The following is a 16,214-nucleotide window of genomic DNA, read 5'->3' as shown; positions in this document are numbered from 1 at the left end:
TATACCGTTCTTTTCTTCTATCCTATCTAATTTTATAATAAAATTGATGGGATTAGTCGGATAAAAAGTAACAGAATATTGTCATATTACAGTCTTCTTTTTATCCATTATTGTATCTCCTAATCAAGACTGCAAATAAATCAGAAAATCATCAAAGGAATCAATAACAAAAGCCAGTTCCTGTAGATCCATTAACCATATATAGATCCGTCCATAATCCGTCGACGGCTTGAGTGATAATAAAAAACAGTTTCCACCCTGGTCATAGGCAAATGGAAATAAAAGTTCCAGCTCGGCAAAGGACTCCAGCAAATCTGCATAAAGCTTCTCAGCCGGCAACTCACCATATCGAATCGAATCAAACCCGCCTACAATCAATGCATTTCCTTCCCGATCTTCAGGCAGAAACCCACCATTATATTGTAAATAATACTGTTTAAATGAGTCAGGCAGCGGACGGCCCAGCTGTTCTTCCAGATCCTGCAGATCTTGTATCGTCAAAGACTGTTCGCAATCTTCCAATACCAGTTTCATGATTTGGTCCTCCAAATGATTTCGATGTTATGATCTATATTATGCTACACAGCATAGATGATAGACACATACATAAACAGAAACCGCAGCATCCCGGTATACGGAATCTGCGGCGCTGTTATACAATTATTCCTCGTGTCTGCAAAACTCGGATGCAGATAGGCGCTTCGTTCAAATTATATCACGTAGTCGGCCAATTCACAGCTTTCCCTTGATTGAAGGCGTAGGCTGCTATGCCCTTCACTCCCGGACGAACCATGAATACGCCTCCTGCTGGAGAATCAGCTGCTTCATCATCTTCGCGCGCTGTTGTAATGTATAACTCATCCAGTTCGGCTCCGCCAAACGTGCAGGCAGTGACACATTTGGCCGGCACATGTACTTCACCAATGACCTGTCCTGTAGATGGATCAATTCGCGTTACACGGCTGCCACCCCAGCGGGCGATCCATAGCATTCCCTCTACATCAATTGTCATTCCATCCGGATAACCATCGCTATCATCCAGTTCCGCTACTACACGTCCATTCTCTATCGATCCTTCTTCCAGATCATAATCAAAAGCAGTAATCTGGCAGGTTGGCGTATCAATATAATATAGCGTACGATGATCACTGCTCCATGCTAACCCGTTGGAGGTAGACACTTCACCGAGCAGCAGACGTACATGACCTTCTGTATCCATGCTGTACAAGGCTCCCTGTTTCTCCTCTCCGTTCAGGCTCATTGTGCCTGCTAGAAAACGACCGGATGGATCACATTTGCCATCATTAAAACGGTTGCCGGGACGCCCTTCCTCCGGATCATAAATCAATGTCTTACTGCCATCAGACAGTTGAATCCGGTAAAAGCCACTGAACAGTGCACCAAGTACCTCAGTATCGGTATACGGTACAATAGCACCGATATGTTCTCCTACATGCACCGTACGATCTTCTCCGGTAACCGGATTATAGATATGCAGCTGATAGCCTTCGATATCTACCCATAACAAGTGCTGCTGCTCTGCATCCCAGCTTGGGCCTTCGCCCAATTTGGCTCTGGCATCAATGATTAGTTCTGCCTTGTACTGCTCCATGATTGTTCCTCCATGTGGTATATTTTTAGGACTGTATCGGAGAACGGCTCCAATCATATCCGATTCCCTGCAGGAATGCGCGTGCCAGCACCATATGTCCCTTTGTATTTGGATGAACATGATCCCAGCCATGAGACAGACTGGCTGGATATATGTACTGGCTGATATGATCAAACGCTGCCTGTGTATCCACAAATGAGGCCCCGTGTTCTTCAGCAATGCGTTTTACGACTGCACCGTATACATCCATCGTTGCTCTCATCGGATCTTCGGGTGTCGTGCACATATAGTAAGGCGTCATCAGAACGATGCCTTTTACTTTTGGCAGTGTCTGTTCAACCAACTTGCGGAGTGTCTGCTCATACTCTTCCAGATAGACATGAATATGAGGCTCGGTCGGATTGTCAAACTGACGCCAAACATCGTTAATTCCGATCATAATAGATACCCAGTCAGGTGTATGGGCAAACACATCCTGCTCCCAGCGTGATTCCAGATCCAGAACCGTATTACCGCTAACACCCGTATTCAGTACCCGGAATGCATAGTCCGGATAAACCGCTTGCAAAAGTGCATCCACAAGCGACACATAACCGTCTCCAAGCGTACCATTCTGACCTACAGGACGTCCCCGGCCGCAATCGGTTACCGAATCGCCAATCATCAACAGGGTGCTGTTTTTATCCATTTTCATCTCTGCCATCTCCTCTTTATCTATAATTTCTATCTATGAAGCAAATGATTACCAGCCCTGACGGTGAAGCCAGGATATACAATCTCTGGTCCAGTTTCCCATAACCGGATGGTCCAGCGCAAGCCCTTGTCCATGACCGCCGCTCTCATATACACGCAGTTCAAAAGGAACTCGATGTTCTTCAAGAGCCAGCGCCATACGCAGGCTGTTCTGTACCGGAACGGCATCATCATCAGCGGTATGCCAGATAAAGGCTGGCGGTGTCATAGCGGACACCTGCTTCTCTGCGCTGCTGCCGGTTACCAGCTCAATTGTTGCCTGATCACCCAGCAGGGATAAACGGGACCCTTCATGTCCAAAGCTGTCCATCGTAATAACCGGATAACAGAGTACCATCAGATCGGGTCGTGAGCTGATGTCACGTTTGAGGCCATTTAACAGCTCGGTTTCCTTCTCTTCAAATACAGTTCCCGTCATCGCAGCCAGATGTCCGCCTGCAGAGAAACCCAGAATCCCGATACGCGAAGGATCAATTCCGTATTCTGCAGCATTGGCCCGGACATGGCGAATAGCGCTCTGTCCATCTTCTAGCGGAGTCCGGCGTTGGCGCGGGGAAAGACGATAATGCAGTACAAATGCAGAAATACCATTTTCATTCAACCATTCTGCGACAGGAGCACCTTCATGATCTGCCCGGAATTCATAACCTCCACCCGGTAGCACAATCACTGCACTGCGTGCATCCGGCAGCAGATACGGTACCATATAAGGCCGTTCTCCCTGGTCATCCACTATAGCAGGATCAGCAATCCATATTTTATCCATTTATTTTTCCTCCACTCCGGTATATGTATGCTTGAACAACATAATCCTGACAACGAGAATAATGGATAATGCAGGCATCATCCATCATTCTGTTCTCCTTTTCAAGCGTTAATATTGTAAGCGCTTAACAAAATAGTTTCAATCAAAATGTGCATGACTGGTGATCAGCAAACGCACATTTTAATAAAGATTGCGAAATTGTTCAGGAGTTACTCCTTCCAGACGGCGGAATGTAGCCACAAAATGACTGGAATCGCGGAATCCGACCTGACCGGATACTTCCTTGATTGTCATACGCGGATACAAGGTCATCAATTCCTTGGCTTTGCGCAGACGAAGCAGAATAAAATAAGCATAAGCTGTCATCCCGAATGTCTGACGGAACAATGTATTTAGGTGGCGGGCACTTACCCCTACCTGAATCGCCATATCTTCCAACCCGATATTCGGATCGTCATAATGGGCTTCCATAAAGCTCATCAATGGCGCCAGTCGCTCTACGGTATGAGACAAGGACGGCAGGTTGTTAATACGTCCATGCTTTTTGAGCAGAGTCAGAAAACGGTACAGATCTGCACTGGTATCCAGCCCTGACAAATCACGGTTACTACGGATACTGCCCAGCATATTGCCGGAAAATGTCTCCAGATCACAATCCCGATCCCATTCATAATACGCCGAATGCGACAACCCAAACGTAGACAGCAGTCCCAGCGATTGCGGTCCACCAAATGTAAGATAAAGAGTCTCCCACACACTGCTTACCGGACGATAGCTATGGGCATCCCGTGGAGCCAGCAGTACGCCCGATCCGGGTTTAAGCAAATAACGGGCACCGCCAAATGTAAATTCGCCTTCTCCATGTACCGTCTGAAGCCAGTGATAACATGGATAGCCGTCCGGACGTTCGATATATTCCTGATCCGGATTCTCTCCGATACTCTCCATATGAATAGGAAGCTGAAGGTCTTTGAGCTCTGTAAAAAAGCGGCGGTGCGGGTTGGTTACGTACATGATACTTTCACATCCTACATCCATATTTTTATACTATACATGTTTTATCTTATATTTTACAAGGAGTTATTATGATTTAGTATAGAGTTATTCTTATATAAGGAGTGACAGCATTGATTAGCAGCAAACTTCCAAAAATCTTCTACGGTGGAGATTATAACCCTGAGCAGTGGGATAAGCAGACACATCAGGAAGACCTCGGCATGTTCAAGCAGGCCGGCATTGATATTACAACCCTGAATGTTTTCTCCTGGGCACGCAATCAGCCGGACGAAGTTACATATCAGTTCGAATGGCTGGATGAATTAATCGACAGCCTTTATGAAAACGGTATCTATACCTGTCTCGCAACAAGCACAGCTGCCCATCCGGCCTGGATGGCGACGCGTTATCCCGATATTCTGCGAACAGATAAGGACGGACGCAAACGCAAATTCGGCGGACGTCATAACTCCTGTCCCAACAGTCCGACGTACCGCAAATATTCGGTTGAGATTGCCCGTCGTCTGGCAGAACGCTACAAGGATCATCCTGCGATTCTGGTCTGGCATATCTCCAACGAATACGGCGGTGATTGCTACTGCGACAACTGCGAGAAAGCTTTCCGCGTCTGGCTGAAGCAGCGTTACGGTACACTGGATGCTGTCAATACAGCCTGGAATACGGGATTCTGGGGTCATACTTTCTACGATTGGGATGAAATTGTACTCCCGGATAACCGCAGTGAAGAATGGGGAGAAAACAGCTCCAGCTTCCAGGGAATCTCGCTCGACTACTCCCGTTTCAATTCAGACAGTATGCTGGAATGCTATCGTCTGGAATACGATGCGGTACGCTCTGTCATTCCGGACGCTCTGATCACCACCAACCTGATGGGCTTTTACAAGCCGCTGGATTATTTTAAATGGGCCAAATATATGGATATTGTCTCCTGGGACAATTATCCGGGTCTGGATACGCCGGTGAGCTTCACGGCGCTGGCACATGATCTGATGCGCGGAATCAAAAATGGCGAACCATTCATGCTGATGGAACAGACACCAAGCCAGCAAAACTGGCAAGCGTATAATTCATTGAAACGACCGGGTGTAATGCGTCTTTGGAGTTACCAGGCGGTCGCTCATGGTGCAGATACAGTTATGTTTTTCCAGCTTCGTCGTTCGGCAGGCGCCTGTGAGAAATTCCATGGCGCAGTCATTGAACACGTCGGTCATACAGATACCCGTGTGTTCCGCGAAGTCAGCGAACTCGGTCATGAGCTGCAGCAGCTTGGTGACCAATTGCTGGATTCACGGGTCGAAGCCCGCGTAGCTATTTTGTTCGACTGGGACAACTGGTGGGCGGTGGAGAAATCCAGCGGACCGACGATTGCCCTGAAATATGTCGAACAGATTCATAAGTATTACAAAGCCTTTTACGATCGTAATGTACAGGTCGATATTATTAGTGTCGACTCGGAATTCAGTCATTACGATATTATCCTCGCCCCTGTCCTGTATATGGTCAAACCGGGGTTAGCCGAGAAGTTGGAACAATTCACCAGCAGCGGTGGCACTTTCGTTACCACTTTCTTCAGCGGCATCGTAGGCGAGTCCGATCTGGTCTCGCTTGGTGGATATCCGGGAGAACTGCGCAAGCTGCTTGGCATCTGGGTCGAAGAAATCGATGCCCTGCTGCCTTCGATGAATAACCGGATCGTAATGAACAGCGCACTCGGTGAGCTGAGCGGTGACTACCAATGCGGCATGCTGTGCGATCTGCTGCATACCGAAGGCGCCGAAGTGCTCGCTCAGTACGGCGAAGACTTTTACCAGGGAATGCCCGTACTTACGCGTAATGCCTTCGGCAAAGGTGAAGCATGGTATATCGCTTCGGATGGTGAAGAGACATTCATCGCCGGACTCATGAAGCATCTCTGTGACCAAAAAGGAATTCAGCCGGTTCTGGATACACCTGCAGGTGTAGAAGCAGGATGCCGCGTCAAAGACGGTCATAAGTTCCTGTTCCTGCTCAATCATAATGCCAAAGCGTCGACTGTAGACCTTGGTAACCTTGACGTAGAGGACATGCTGAGTAATAATCAGGTTACTTCCTCTATTGAGGTTCCAGCGCGTGGTTCCATTCTCTTATCTGTAAAATAATTACATCGGATACCTAATTTATTGTAACACGAAAATAGCGATACGTAAAATGTTTATTACAACATTTGCGTATCGCTATTTTTGTCGAATCTGCTCCATTTATTTACATTCATGGCGTATTTCCTCTTTTTAAATGGGCAAAGTTCTTTTTGGAATCGTTCGTTATTTTCTGTTACTGTACTCTATGATCTTATCGCTCTATAGCTATAATGGATCAATCTGTCCCATCTGTCTATAGCCCATCTATCTGTATTAAAAAGGACTCCCTTGCCACTTCAGTGGACTGCTTCCGTCCAGCACTTCCCGGGTCCAGTGTCCGCTCGGCCATGTCTGTCCCTGGACAGGTCCCAGAATACGCAGCACCTGCTGCAGCAGTTCCGAATCGATCGGCTTATCTGCCCAGCGGATATTGTCTGCAATCTCTGTCGTGCTTGCTGTTCCTACAATTGTAGTTGCCAGATGTTCATTGGAGACTGCATACTGGATCGCCAGCTGTGTCAGACTGCTCCCCTGCTGCCGGCAGAATTCGGCTGCTTCGCGGCAGCGCTGCTTGATCTCTGGAGAAGCAGGATGCCAATCGGCAGGTCCTTTGTCCGAGAGCAGACCCATCGCAACCGGAGCTGCATTGATGATGCCGATTCCTTTTGCTTCCAGCAAAGGCAGCAGATCGGTCAATGTCGAATCATTCAGCGTATAATGGCAATAAGACAAAATCACATCCAGATCGGTATGTTCCAGCACACGACGGTATCCTTCCAGTGGCAGACAGGACACTCCATAAAAGCGTATCTTGCCTTCCTGCTTCAACTGCTGCAGAGCTGGAATAGCTTCATTCAGCACCGTATTCAAATCACCAAATTCGATATCATGCAGCAGTAGAATATCCGCATAATCCGTTCCTAGACGCTGCAGACTCTCATCCACACTATCCAGAATCCGCTGACGGGAAAAATCAAACTCCCTGTCATTGTAGCGTCCGGCTTTGGTCGACAGAATATAACGGTCTCTTGGCATTTGACGTAGTGCCCGTCCCAGGACTTGTTCCGAGCGGGTTACGCCATAATAGGGTGAGGTGTCTACCAGATTAATCCCTTGATCAAAAGCTTCCAGAACAGCTCGTACGCCCTGATCTTCATCAATATTACCAAATACATGACCCAAAGGAGCTGCTCCCAGACTTAGCGGAGACACCTCGAGACCTGTATTTCCCAGCTTACGTCTGTTCATCATCGCTTTCACCGGCATCGCACTTCTCCTTCCCGTATCCGGTTATCCAGATACGATCCCATAATAGGCTATACCCAGTTTACAGGATGACACCATCTTTGAAAATTGCTATTTCGCGGAATCCTCGCTGTTCATTATTGGTCTGACAGCGTCCGGAAGCAATATCCACGATACGGGCTAACAGATCCAGAGAAACCTGCTCCATGGACTGTCCTTCCAGCAGTTGACCGGCATTGTAGTCGATCCAGTGCTTTTTGCGATTCGCCAGTTCGGACTGGGTGGCAATCTTGACTGTGGGTACCGGACCACCAAATGGAGTTCCTCGTCCAGTTGTAAACAACACGATATGCGCACCGGCAGCCGAGAGTGCGGTCACGGATACCAGGTCATTCCCTGGCGCTTCTACAATATTCAGTCCAGGCTGATGTACTCGCTGTCCATAACGCAGTACATCCACGACCTGGGAGTGTCCGCCTTTTTGAGTACAGCCCAGTGATTTTTCTTCCAGGGTAGTAATCCCTCCGGCTTTATTGCCGGGTGATGGATTCTCGTAAATATTCTGACCATGATTGACGAAATATTGCTTGAATCCATTAATCAATTCTACCAGTTGACCAAATACCTCGGGACTCGCCGAACGATTCATCAGAATAGTCTCGGCACCGAACATTTCGGGTACTTCAGTCAGAATGGCTGTACCACCTGCCGAGACGATCCAGTCCGCAATCTCACCAACGAGTGGATTGGCTGTAATACCTGATAGACCATCAGAACCACCGCATTTAAGTCCGATTTTGAGTCTGGATAATGGCAGAGGTTGACGCTGTTCCTGTTCAGCCAGTGCTACCAGCTCTTCCAGATGCTGCATACCTGCTTCCAGCTCATCCTCTTCTTCCTGGGCTTTAAGATAACGGATTTTGTAAGCATATTCTTCCGGTATACCGGCGGAGAACTGCTCAATCTGATTATTCTCACAACCCAGACCAACCACCAACACACCAGCCGCATTGGGATGCAGTACGAGCGAGCTCAGCAGCTGACGTGTATATTCCAGATCGTCTCCAAGCTGGGAACATCCGAATGGATGTGGAAAATGATATACGCCATCTACACGTCCTGCCATCTCCGAATGAGCGGTACGAGCGAGCAATTCACAGGTCTTGTTGATACAGCCTACGGTATTGACAATCCATATTTCATTGCGAATCCCTACTTCTCCATTAGGTCGTACATAACCATCAAAGGTCTGCAAATGTGCCGGAATAACCCGCGGCTGCCAGTTCAGTTCCGGCTGATATTCATAATCTAGGGTGCCCGATAAGCCAGTATGCAGATTATGACTGTGAATCCATTCGCCAGGTGTAATCGGTACAGTGGCTTTGCCGATAGAAAAGCCATATTTGATTACATCCTGTCCAGGTTGAATCGGATGGACAGCAACTTTATGTCCACGAGGAATATCATTTATGATGGTCAATATATCTCCATTATCGAGTACCAGTGTATCTCCTGGTGCCATATCATGCAGGGCAATGACTACATCGTCCTGCTGCTGAATGGCAATATGATCTCTCATCATTGTATTCATGCCTGATCAGCCTCCATCTGTATCATTTGGGATGCTACTGCTTCTGCCAATTCTTCTATCGTGGTCAGATCTTCCGTCCAGATGCCGGTATCCGCCAGTATCGCCTGTACAACTCGGCGATACGATGACTCATTCTGCTGCAGCTCTGCCCAGTGTTTAGCCAGTCGTTCAAGCTGCTCGGCAGAATCACGAATGTCTATTCTGCTTCCGTTTGGTAGCTGAGTAGTAAAAGTAAGCGTACGATCCGGCTGTTCGATTGCTGTGACCTGATATAATCGCAGCAGTGCAGCCAGACCGTATACCAGCTGCTGGGGCAGTTGATTTTCTTTTTCTGTATACGCTTTCAATACAGGCAGCAGACGAGACTTGAATTTGCTAATACTATTCATGGCGATATCCTGCAGACGATGCTCCAAATAGGGGTTATTGAAGCGCTCGAATGTCTCGGCAGCATAACGCTTTAATTCTTCGGGCAGCATAGGCAGCGCCGGGATAATCTCCTGCTCCACGGTCTGTCGCACCCATTCACCGAGCTCGGCATCCTCCATTACTTCACGAACCGTTGTCTTGCCCTGTAATAGTCCCGCCGGCATCATCAGTGTATGTGCACCATTCAGAATATGCACTTTGCGTTGACGAAATGGCTTGAGATCAGGTACCCATTGTACATTAAGTCCGGCACGTACCAGCGGCAGACGACGATCCAACGATGGATCTCCCTGAATCGCCCAGAGGTGATACGGCTCTGCTGTCGTCAGAAATGAATCTTCATATCCCCAGCTGCCCGTCAATCTCGCGTATTCTTCATCCCCCGGCATACCGGTTACAATGCGATCTACCAGATTATTCAAAAACAGCTGTGACTGCTCTACCCAGCTGCAGAACTCTTCTCCGAAACCAAACTCACGTCCATAACGCAGTACGTACTCCTGCAGCAGATCTCCATTATTCTCGATCAGCTCACACGGCAGAATCATAAGACCACGCTTTGGATCGCCATTAAAATGTGTAAACCTTCGCTGCAGCAGCACGGTCAGCCGAGCCGGAAAATTCACAATCGGCTCTCCGGGAATATAATCCATCGGCGTATAGGTAAGTCCCGCTTCAGTTGTATTGGAAATGACTACATCCAGAGATTCCAGTTCACCCAGCTGCAAAAAGCGTTCCCACTCGCTATACGGATCTACATAATCCCTGAATACGGAGATCAGCTGCCGTTTTTCTACTTTTTGTCCATCCTGCAGACCTCGTACGACCAGAGTATACAATCCATCCTGCTGTGCTATCTTTTCCAGTTTGGCTGCACCTCTTGGTGTAGGCGGAGTCAGTACTACACTGCCATGGTATTTGCCGGAAGCAATACTTTCCTGAATCATCCAGTCAGCAAATCCGCGCAAAAAGTTGCCTTCGCCGATCTGTAGTACCTTGATAGGCAGCTGCTGAATCTGTACCTGTCTGCGGCGTTCATCTTCGCCGGCCAATCCCAGTCGTAACCCAGGCTGTAGTCTGCTGATTGTCATAATATTCCTCCATATCGATAAATGTTCACGTTAACATTTTATGATAAAAAGCGTTTCTTGAACATCATTGTATCATCATTTAGACTGGAATAGTGAATATTTGGAAGGAATTAGATTATTTTTTCAATAAAAATTTCTGTATTTGATATCTTGATTTTCAGCTACTGGCATGCCAGCAGCCTGAATTAATGCCGATAGGAGGTTGTCCAGTTATGAGCAAAATTTTCCTATTCTCTATTTTATGGTGGCTGCTGGGGAATCCTTTTTTGGCTCTGCTCGTGATTCTTTTTATTGTTTATCTGCTGGATCGCCGATTTGTCGGTATTTCGCCCAGCCTGGTACGTCCGCTGCGGCGCATGAGTCGTATTCGTCAACTCCGACGCCAGGTTGCCGGCAGTCCGAGTGATATGTCTTCCCGGTACGAGCTGGCTCGGCTTCTGATTGAACGCAAGCGTTATCGCGAAGCGCTCGAATGGCTGGAACAGATCGGTCATGCGTATGAAGATTCCGCCGAATATTGGGATGATCTGGGGACCTGTCAGCTGTACACCGGGCAGCAAGCCATTGGCGAACAGCATATTTTAAAGGCATTAACCATGAATTCCCGTGTTAAATATGGAGAACCGTATCTGCGTCTTGCTTCCGAATCTATTGGTACCGATCAGGAAAAAGCACTGCATTATCTGGAGCAGTTCCGCAGCATCCAGTCTTCTTCCTGCCGTGCCTATTATATGCTGGGAATGCTGGATCGCTCTCTGGGCCGCACCGAAGCCGCACGCAGTGCTTTTGACGAGGGGATAGCTGTCTATCGTTCTCTGCCCAAATACAAAAAACGCAGCGAGCGCGGATGGGCATTCCGTAGCTGGCTGCGTCGAATATTCTCAACTTGATGAATTCACTTGTGTACTACAATAACTCCGGGTTGGATCAGACATCATATCCAAAAATGCGGCGGCTGACTGCTTTGAGCAGAGGGCCGCTTTTTTTGTACCAGTTCAGTCCTTCATCCAGACGCTTCGCCTGCATGATCACGACATCTACCTGATCAACACCTTCGAAATAACGGCTCAAAAAATGCATAAACACATCAATACGACGCAGTAAAATAAGCAGCGGCAATCTAACCGATTCTGCTTCTGTCAATGTAATTACCGAAGCATACCCTTTGAGAAAAGCCGTACAGCGCAATTCATCCTGTTCTGTCCATTCCATGCTGCTCAGCATATCCGACAAGCATACTGCCGGCTCCATCGCTCGCAGATCACGGGTCACAAATTCAAAATCCAGAATAGCGGTAATCTCTCCCTCTTCCGATTGCAGCATATTCGAGGCATTGAGATCACCATGAATCAGCTGATGCGGCAGTGAAGCGAGCCGGGTAATACGTACGAGCTGTTCACCCAGACCTTCTCCGATTCGGTTCAATGTATCGGCGATCTCGGCGAAATCCTCAGGTGGATTGGCACAAAAAGCTTCCATTCGTCCCGGACTGCAGAGCGGATAGGATTGTCCCAGTCGATAATAGGGTGGATATACCGGGTGAAGATCAATCTGTACCTTCGCCAGAGCCGCCGACAGCTTGCCGGCTGCCTGCCCAAAACGATAGATCTGATCCTCGGTTGCGAGAACGGGATTGCTGCCGTCCACATAGTGAAATAAAGCCGCGAGTCTGCCGCTGCCCTGCTCGCCTGCCGGCACTTCACTGCTGGACATGCATATGGTCTTGCCTTCGGCATCTTTGACCGGCTGAGGAATCTCCAGTCCTGTCAACACTTCTGGAAGTACCGATAATACTTCATGTTCATAACGTACCTTATCCGGTTCGCGGTGTGTCTCATAACGACGCAATACATAACGCCGGGAAGCATGGTCAATAAACATGGTTGTATTGTTCATTCCACCCTTGCCTTCTACCATATGCCAATTCCCTGACGGGAAATAATGATCTGCCAGTTGTTCCATAGAATCTATATATTCGCGTTCCAATGATTCCCCTCCTTGTTGCCTTTTATCCTGTGCGGGTAAGGGAGAACGCCAATGACGGCTTTCGGCTGCCGGTTCCCATGCAGGCAACGCTAATGCAGCAGACTAATAATCATCCGTTCATGTAATCCTGCTGTACCCCTAATAATCTGTATTTGCAGTCCGACGGGTTGATCAGCAGATGATCCAACCTTATCGAGGTTGGACACCGCTGACTATACCGTATTCAGGAACTGCGATCATTCTATTATAAGCAGACTTGAGTCTTCAAGTCTGTTCTATTGTCTGGTTGAAGACTTCCGTTTACTTACCGAAAATGGGCTGCAGCTGTCATTTGATCCAGCAGACCCAGTCTGTTCTGTACTATTCGACAGCAGCATGTCTGCTTCCTGCCTTTACGGCAAATCCCATCCCGTCACTATTCGCCAAAGCTATATGATAACACGAACCGGGGCCAGTGAACACTATTTCGTCCGGAGACCGATTGGAGAGGAATATTTCATTCTCTGCCGCTACGCTATTTTCAAGTGCAGACAGCTTATTACAATTCAACCTACAGTTCTATTTTTTGCCACTAGGAGTCACTGCTATCAAGACTAGCACTTCTGTATATTATCGGTGAATTTTGCTGTACGGTTTATATTTTTGATTTCATTTTGCGCAACCCAAACAGCAGCCACCTGGAATTCCGGATTGGCTGCGCTTGTGAATAGCTATTTTATTCGACTATATCCTGATTCTGCAATAGTCGGATTCCACTCAGGAATCTACCGCTGGAATAAGTGAGCTGCGCTGAGCACATTTGTCTGCTGCGCTCTCGACAGCACGCATAATCCCCCCGTAGCCGGTACATCGGCATAGATTACCGCACAGTCCTTCTTTGATCTCCTGCTCTTCAGGCTGAGGGAGCCGGTCCAGCAGCGCTTTGGTCGAGATGATCATGCCTGGTGTACAGTATCCGCACTGGAATCCGCCTTCCTCTAGAAATGCTTCCTGAATCGGATGAAGAGCGTCTTCCGTCTCACCATGTAATCCTTCGATAGTCGTAATCTCGGTACCTTCGCATTGATAAGCCATCATTAGACAGGAATTCATCGGTTCTCCGTCAATCAATACCATACAGGCACCACATCTCCCAATCTCGCAGGAAATTTTGGTTCCGGTCAGATCCAGATCTTCCCGCAAAATATCCAGTAGCCGCCGGGAAGGGGGGATCTCGATCTCCCGGACTGTACCATTGATTACTGCCTGCCACTGTATGCTTGTCGTCTTCATCGCGGACTCACTCCTTCCTGCTGCCATACTCCTGCCCGCCGGATTAGCTGATCCCTGGATACCGGCAGATGTGTCACCCATGTGCCGGTTGCCTGACGAATTGCCGCCGTAATCGCTGGTGCCAGGGCTACCGAGCCGATTTCTCCAATGCCTCTGGGACCAAAAGGATCATTATCCGGCAACTCTTCGATCGCATCGACTTCCAGAGAGGTATGCATATCCTGAATGCCCGGAATCATATACGTATCCATATTGCGGGTTATATAATGTCCTTCTTCCATTACTGCATCCTCGGTCAACGTAAATCCAAGTGCCATCACACTGCCGCCTTCGATCTGTCCGATAAATCCCATAGGGTTGATGACCGGTCCCGCTGCTACCGTATGATACGTATCAAGCAATCTTACATGACCGCTCAGCGTATTAACTTCCACCTCCGCCGCTACAGCTGCATAGGTATACAGAAAATGTCCGCCAACCACCTCATCCGGAGTCGTCGGATACGAGAATTTGGTATCGAACACAAACTCGTTTCCCTGCGCTGCTGCAGCGATTTCCCTGTAGGATACTACACGCTTCTGTCTTATTTCTGCGTCATCTTCCCAAGTGATCTGCCAGATTCCTTGCTCACCCGTTGTCAGCTGATCAACGGGAATACCGGTTATATCATGCGCCTTTTGAAGAATCGCCTGCAGAAAAGGACTCTTTAGCCGCTGCAGTCCCATCCATGCCATTGTCGTCGAACGTGAAGCGGTACTTGAACCGCTATGAGGTACCCGGTCCGTATCGCCAATCACGATGCTGATATCTTCACCGGTACAATGAAACAGATCGATCAGCATAATCTCCAATGTCGTGATTAGTCCCTGGCCGAATTCCTCATAACTGAAAGCTGCTTCAATCTGCCCGGATGCATTCAGCGATAATCGTCCTCCAGCCGGATCATCGATCCCATAACCTAGTCCTGCTCCATGCATCGCCAGCGCTGCACCGATTCCCCGCTTGATCCAAGGAGGTGAAGAAGAAGCATCTGATAAGGAATCATGAACAGATAAAACAGATATCGCTTCCCTGCGCTGCCAGAGCGAGGATTGAGCCAGCGCCTGCATAACCTGCTCCAGTCCATTCGTTCTCCAGATCTCCTGTTGCAATGGACCGGGGTCATCCGGGTACCGGCGGTTGAGCATACGGAATTCCCAGGGATCCATACCTATCTGCTCTGCCAAACGATCCATCTGACCTTCCATGGCAAAAATTGCCTGATTCCCGCCAAAGCCCCGGAACTCTCCCGATACACCGTTATTCGTATAGACGGATACCCCTTCTATATCGATATGCTCCCAGCGATAAGGTCCCATACAATGCTCTGTAGCAAAATTCAGAACCGGTGCACCCAGCGTTGCATAGGCACCAGTATCTGCGACAATGCGTACCCGATGAGCTTGTAGCCGACCATACTCGTCCATCCCCGTCTCCATCTCGATCTTCATCGGATGTCGCTTAAGTCCTGCACGTACCGATTCCATGCGCGAATTATGCATTTTGACCGGGCGACCGCTTTTCAGAGCCAACAGCGATCCATAGGGCTGTACATTCAACTCGTCCTTACCGCCAAAAGAACCCCCGATCGGACTGGAAATAACCCGAATTCGCTCTTCCTCCCAATCCAGAATGCGGGCAATCTGCATCCGATCCTTGTAACCATGCTGGGTCGGAGCATACACTGTGAGGCGTCCATCCGGTTCAGGAATAAACAGTCCGCCCTCTGTCTCCATATAGGCATGCATCTGACGAGGCGTACTGTAGACTTCTTTGACAACATAAGCACAGTTCTGAAGAGCATGTCCTGCGTCTCCATGCTTGACCTGGGTGCGGTGAAGTATATTGCCCTGAGGATGCAGACGTGGCGCATTATCTTCCAAGGCCCGCAGCGGATCCGTAATAGTCTCCAGCACTTCGTATTCCACATGGATCAGGGATAAGGCATAGGCTGCAATTTCCGGAGTAATCGCTGCTACAGCTGCTATGGCATCGCCGATATAACGAACGGTATCTTCACATAAGGCTGGCTGATCCGGTACAGCAATTCCGAATCGATTCAATCCCGGTACATCCCGGTGAGTAATTACAGCTACTACTCCTTCATAATTTTCGGCTGCCGACGTATCCAGCGACAGGATATGCGCATGGGGATGACTGCTGCGCAAAACCCGTCCGTACAGCATGCCTTCCGCCGTCATATCTGTCAGATAACGAAGTTCGCCGGTTACTTTTTCCTTACCGTCCCGTCGTTTGCGCCAGCGTTCTCCACTACTTTCCCGATTCAGCAGCATAT

At 48.5% G+C, this 16,214-nt stretch carries 13 protein-coding genes; 2 read left to right on the top strand and 11 right to left on the bottom strand.

Features of this window, described 5'->3' with window-relative positions; translation table 11 throughout:
- Window positions 1-123 precede the first annotated feature (123 nt).
- From H065_RS0113560 to H065_RS0113535, 5 genes are all read right to left on the bottom strand, one after another.
- Window positions 124-534 carry an SMI1/KNR4 family protein gene (locus H065_RS0113560; RefSeq protein WP_017813617.1) on the bottom strand — a complete coding sequence of 137 codons (411 nt, stop codon included), beginning with the start codon at window positions 532-534 and terminating at the stop codon, window positions 124-126.
- A 181-nt stretch (window positions 535-715) separates the two neighbouring features.
- Window positions 716-1,612: an SMP-30/gluconolactonase/LRE family protein gene (locus H065_RS0113555; RefSeq protein WP_017813616.1), complete on the bottom strand. Its 897-nt coding sequence runs from the start codon at window positions 1,610-1,612 to the stop codon at window positions 716-718.
- Between the two features lie 25 nt (window positions 1,613-1,637).
- Window positions 1,638-2,306: an SGNH/GDSL hydrolase family protein gene (locus H065_RS0113550; protein ID WP_017813615.1), complete on the bottom strand. Its 669-nt coding sequence runs from the start codon at window positions 2,304-2,306 to the stop codon at window positions 1,638-1,640.
- 48 nt (window positions 2,307-2,354) lie between these two features.
- Complete coding sequence (locus H065_RS0113545; RefSeq protein ID WP_017813614.1) at window positions 2,355-3,131, bottom strand: alpha/beta hydrolase; 777 nt, start codon at window positions 3,129-3,131, stop codon at window positions 2,355-2,357.
- A 180-nt stretch (window positions 3,132-3,311) separates the two neighbouring features.
- Entirely contained in the window at window positions 3,312-4,145 is an 834-nt protein-coding gene (locus tag H065_RS0113535; RefSeq protein WP_017813613.1) for an AraC family transcriptional regulator, read from the bottom strand.
- A gap of 113 nt (window positions 4,146-4,258) precedes the next feature.
- On the opposite strand from H065_RS0113535, the gene H065_RS0113530 reads away from it, so the two are divergent.
- Entirely contained in the window at window positions 4,259-6,286 is a 2,028-nt protein-coding gene (locus H065_RS0113530; protein WP_017813612.1) for a beta-galactosidase, read from the top strand.
- 252 nt (window positions 6,287-6,538) lie between these two features.
- Here the strand turns inward: H065_RS0113530 and H065_RS25960 are convergent, their stop codons facing one another.
- The 3 genes from H065_RS25960 to H065_RS0113515 form a co-directional block, all read right to left on the bottom strand.
- Window positions 6,539-7,513, bottom strand: coding sequence for an aldo/keto reductase (locus tag H065_RS25960; RefSeq protein WP_051058729.1), 975 nt, complete (start codon window positions 7,511-7,513; stop codon window positions 6,539-6,541).
- Between the two features lie 79 nt (window positions 7,514-7,592).
- Complete coding sequence (locus tag H065_RS0113520) at window positions 7,593-9,101, bottom strand: UxaA family hydrolase (protein ID WP_017813610.1); 1,509 nt, start codon at window positions 9,099-9,101, stop codon at window positions 7,593-7,595.
- Window positions 9,098-10,621 (bottom strand): tagaturonate reductase, encoded by a 1,524-nt coding sequence (locus tag H065_RS0113515; protein WP_017813609.1) that lies wholly within the window; start codon window positions 10,619-10,621, stop codon window positions 9,098-9,100. Before H065_RS0113515 ends, H065_RS0113520 begins: the two co-directional genes overlap by 4 nt.
- Window positions 10,622-10,833: 212 nt before the next feature.
- Here H065_RS0113515 and H065_RS0113510 point away from each other — a divergent pair, with 212 nt between their 5' ends.
- Window positions 10,834-11,511 carry a tetratricopeptide repeat protein gene (locus H065_RS0113510; protein WP_017813608.1) on the top strand — a complete coding sequence of 226 codons (678 nt, stop codon included), beginning with the start codon at window positions 10,834-10,836 and terminating at the stop codon, window positions 11,509-11,511.
- A 37-nt stretch (window positions 11,512-11,548) separates the two neighbouring features.
- Here the strand turns inward: H065_RS0113510 and H065_RS0113505 are convergent, their stop codons facing one another.
- The 3 genes from H065_RS0113505 to pucD all read right to left on the bottom strand — a co-directional run bounded on the left by H065_RS0113505 (window position 11,549) and on the right by pucD (window position 16,212).
- The gene (locus H065_RS0113505) at window positions 11,549-12,607 is read right to left on the bottom strand and encodes a phosphotransferase (protein WP_017813607.1); all 1,059 of its coding nucleotides are present in this window, start codon (window positions 12,605-12,607) and stop codon (window positions 11,549-11,551) included.
- Window positions 12,608-13,363: 756 nt separating this feature from the next.
- Complete coding sequence (locus H065_RS0113500; protein ID WP_017813606.1) at window positions 13,364-13,879, bottom strand: (2Fe-2S)-binding protein; 516 nt, start codon at window positions 13,877-13,879, stop codon at window positions 13,364-13,366.
- A complete protein-coding gene (pucD, locus tag H065_RS0113495; protein ID WP_017813605.1) occupies window positions 13,876-16,212 on the bottom strand; it encodes a xanthine dehydrogenase subunit D in 2,337 nt (778 codons plus the stop codon). Before pucD ends, H065_RS0113500 begins: the two co-directional genes overlap by 4 nt.
- Window positions 16,213-16,214: the final 2 nt, after the last annotated feature.

Source organism: Paenibacillus shenyangensis, from assembly GCF_000346635.1.
In the GTDB taxonomy this organism is placed as follows: Bacteria; Bacillota; Bacilli; order Paenibacillales; family Paenibacillaceae; genus Saccharibacillus; species Saccharibacillus dauci.
The sequence above is the reverse complement of the archived record's forward strand: the minus strand, read 5'-3'. Positions and strand labels throughout refer to the sequence as shown.

Coding starts and splice junctions, on each gene's coding strand:
- H065_RS0113560 (WP_017813617.1), bottom strand. CDS start 534: ATGAAACTGGTATTGGAAGATTGCGAACAGTCTTTGACGATACAAGAT.
- H065_RS0113555 (WP_017813616.1), bottom strand. CDS start 1,612: ATGGAGCAGTACAAGGCAGAACTAATCATTGATGCCAGAGCCAAATTG.
- H065_RS0113550 (WP_017813615.1), bottom strand. CDS start 2,306: ATGAAAATGGATAAAAACAGCACCCTGTTGATGATTGGCGATTCGGTA.
- H065_RS0113545 (WP_017813614.1), bottom strand. CDS start 3,131: ATGGATAAAATATGGATTGCTGATCCTGCTATAGTGGATGACCAGGGA.
- H065_RS0113535 (WP_017813613.1), bottom strand. CDS start 4,145: ATGTACGTAACCAACCCGCACCGCCGCTTTTTTACAGAGCTCAAAGAC.
- H065_RS25960 (WP_051058729.1), bottom strand. CDS start 7,513: ATGAACAGACGTAAGCTGGGAAATACAGGTCTCGAGGTGTCTCCGCTA.
- H065_RS0113520 (WP_017813610.1), bottom strand. CDS start 9,101: ATGAATACAATGATGAGAGATCATATTGCCATTCAGCAGCAGGACGAT.
- H065_RS0113515 (WP_017813609.1), bottom strand. CDS start 10,621: ATGACAATCAGCAGACTACAGCCTGGGTTACGACTGGGATTGGCCGGC.
- H065_RS0113510 (WP_017813608.1), top strand. CDS start 10,834: ATGAGCAAAATTTTCCTATTCTCTATTTTATGGTGGCTGCTGGGGAAT.
- H065_RS0113500 (WP_017813606.1), bottom strand. CDS start 13,879: ATGAAGACGACAAGCATACAGTGGCAGGCAGTAATCAATGGTACAGTC.
- pucD (WP_017813605.1), bottom strand. CDS start 16,212: ATGCTGCTGAATCGGGAAAGTAGTGGAGAACGCTGGCGCAAACGACGG.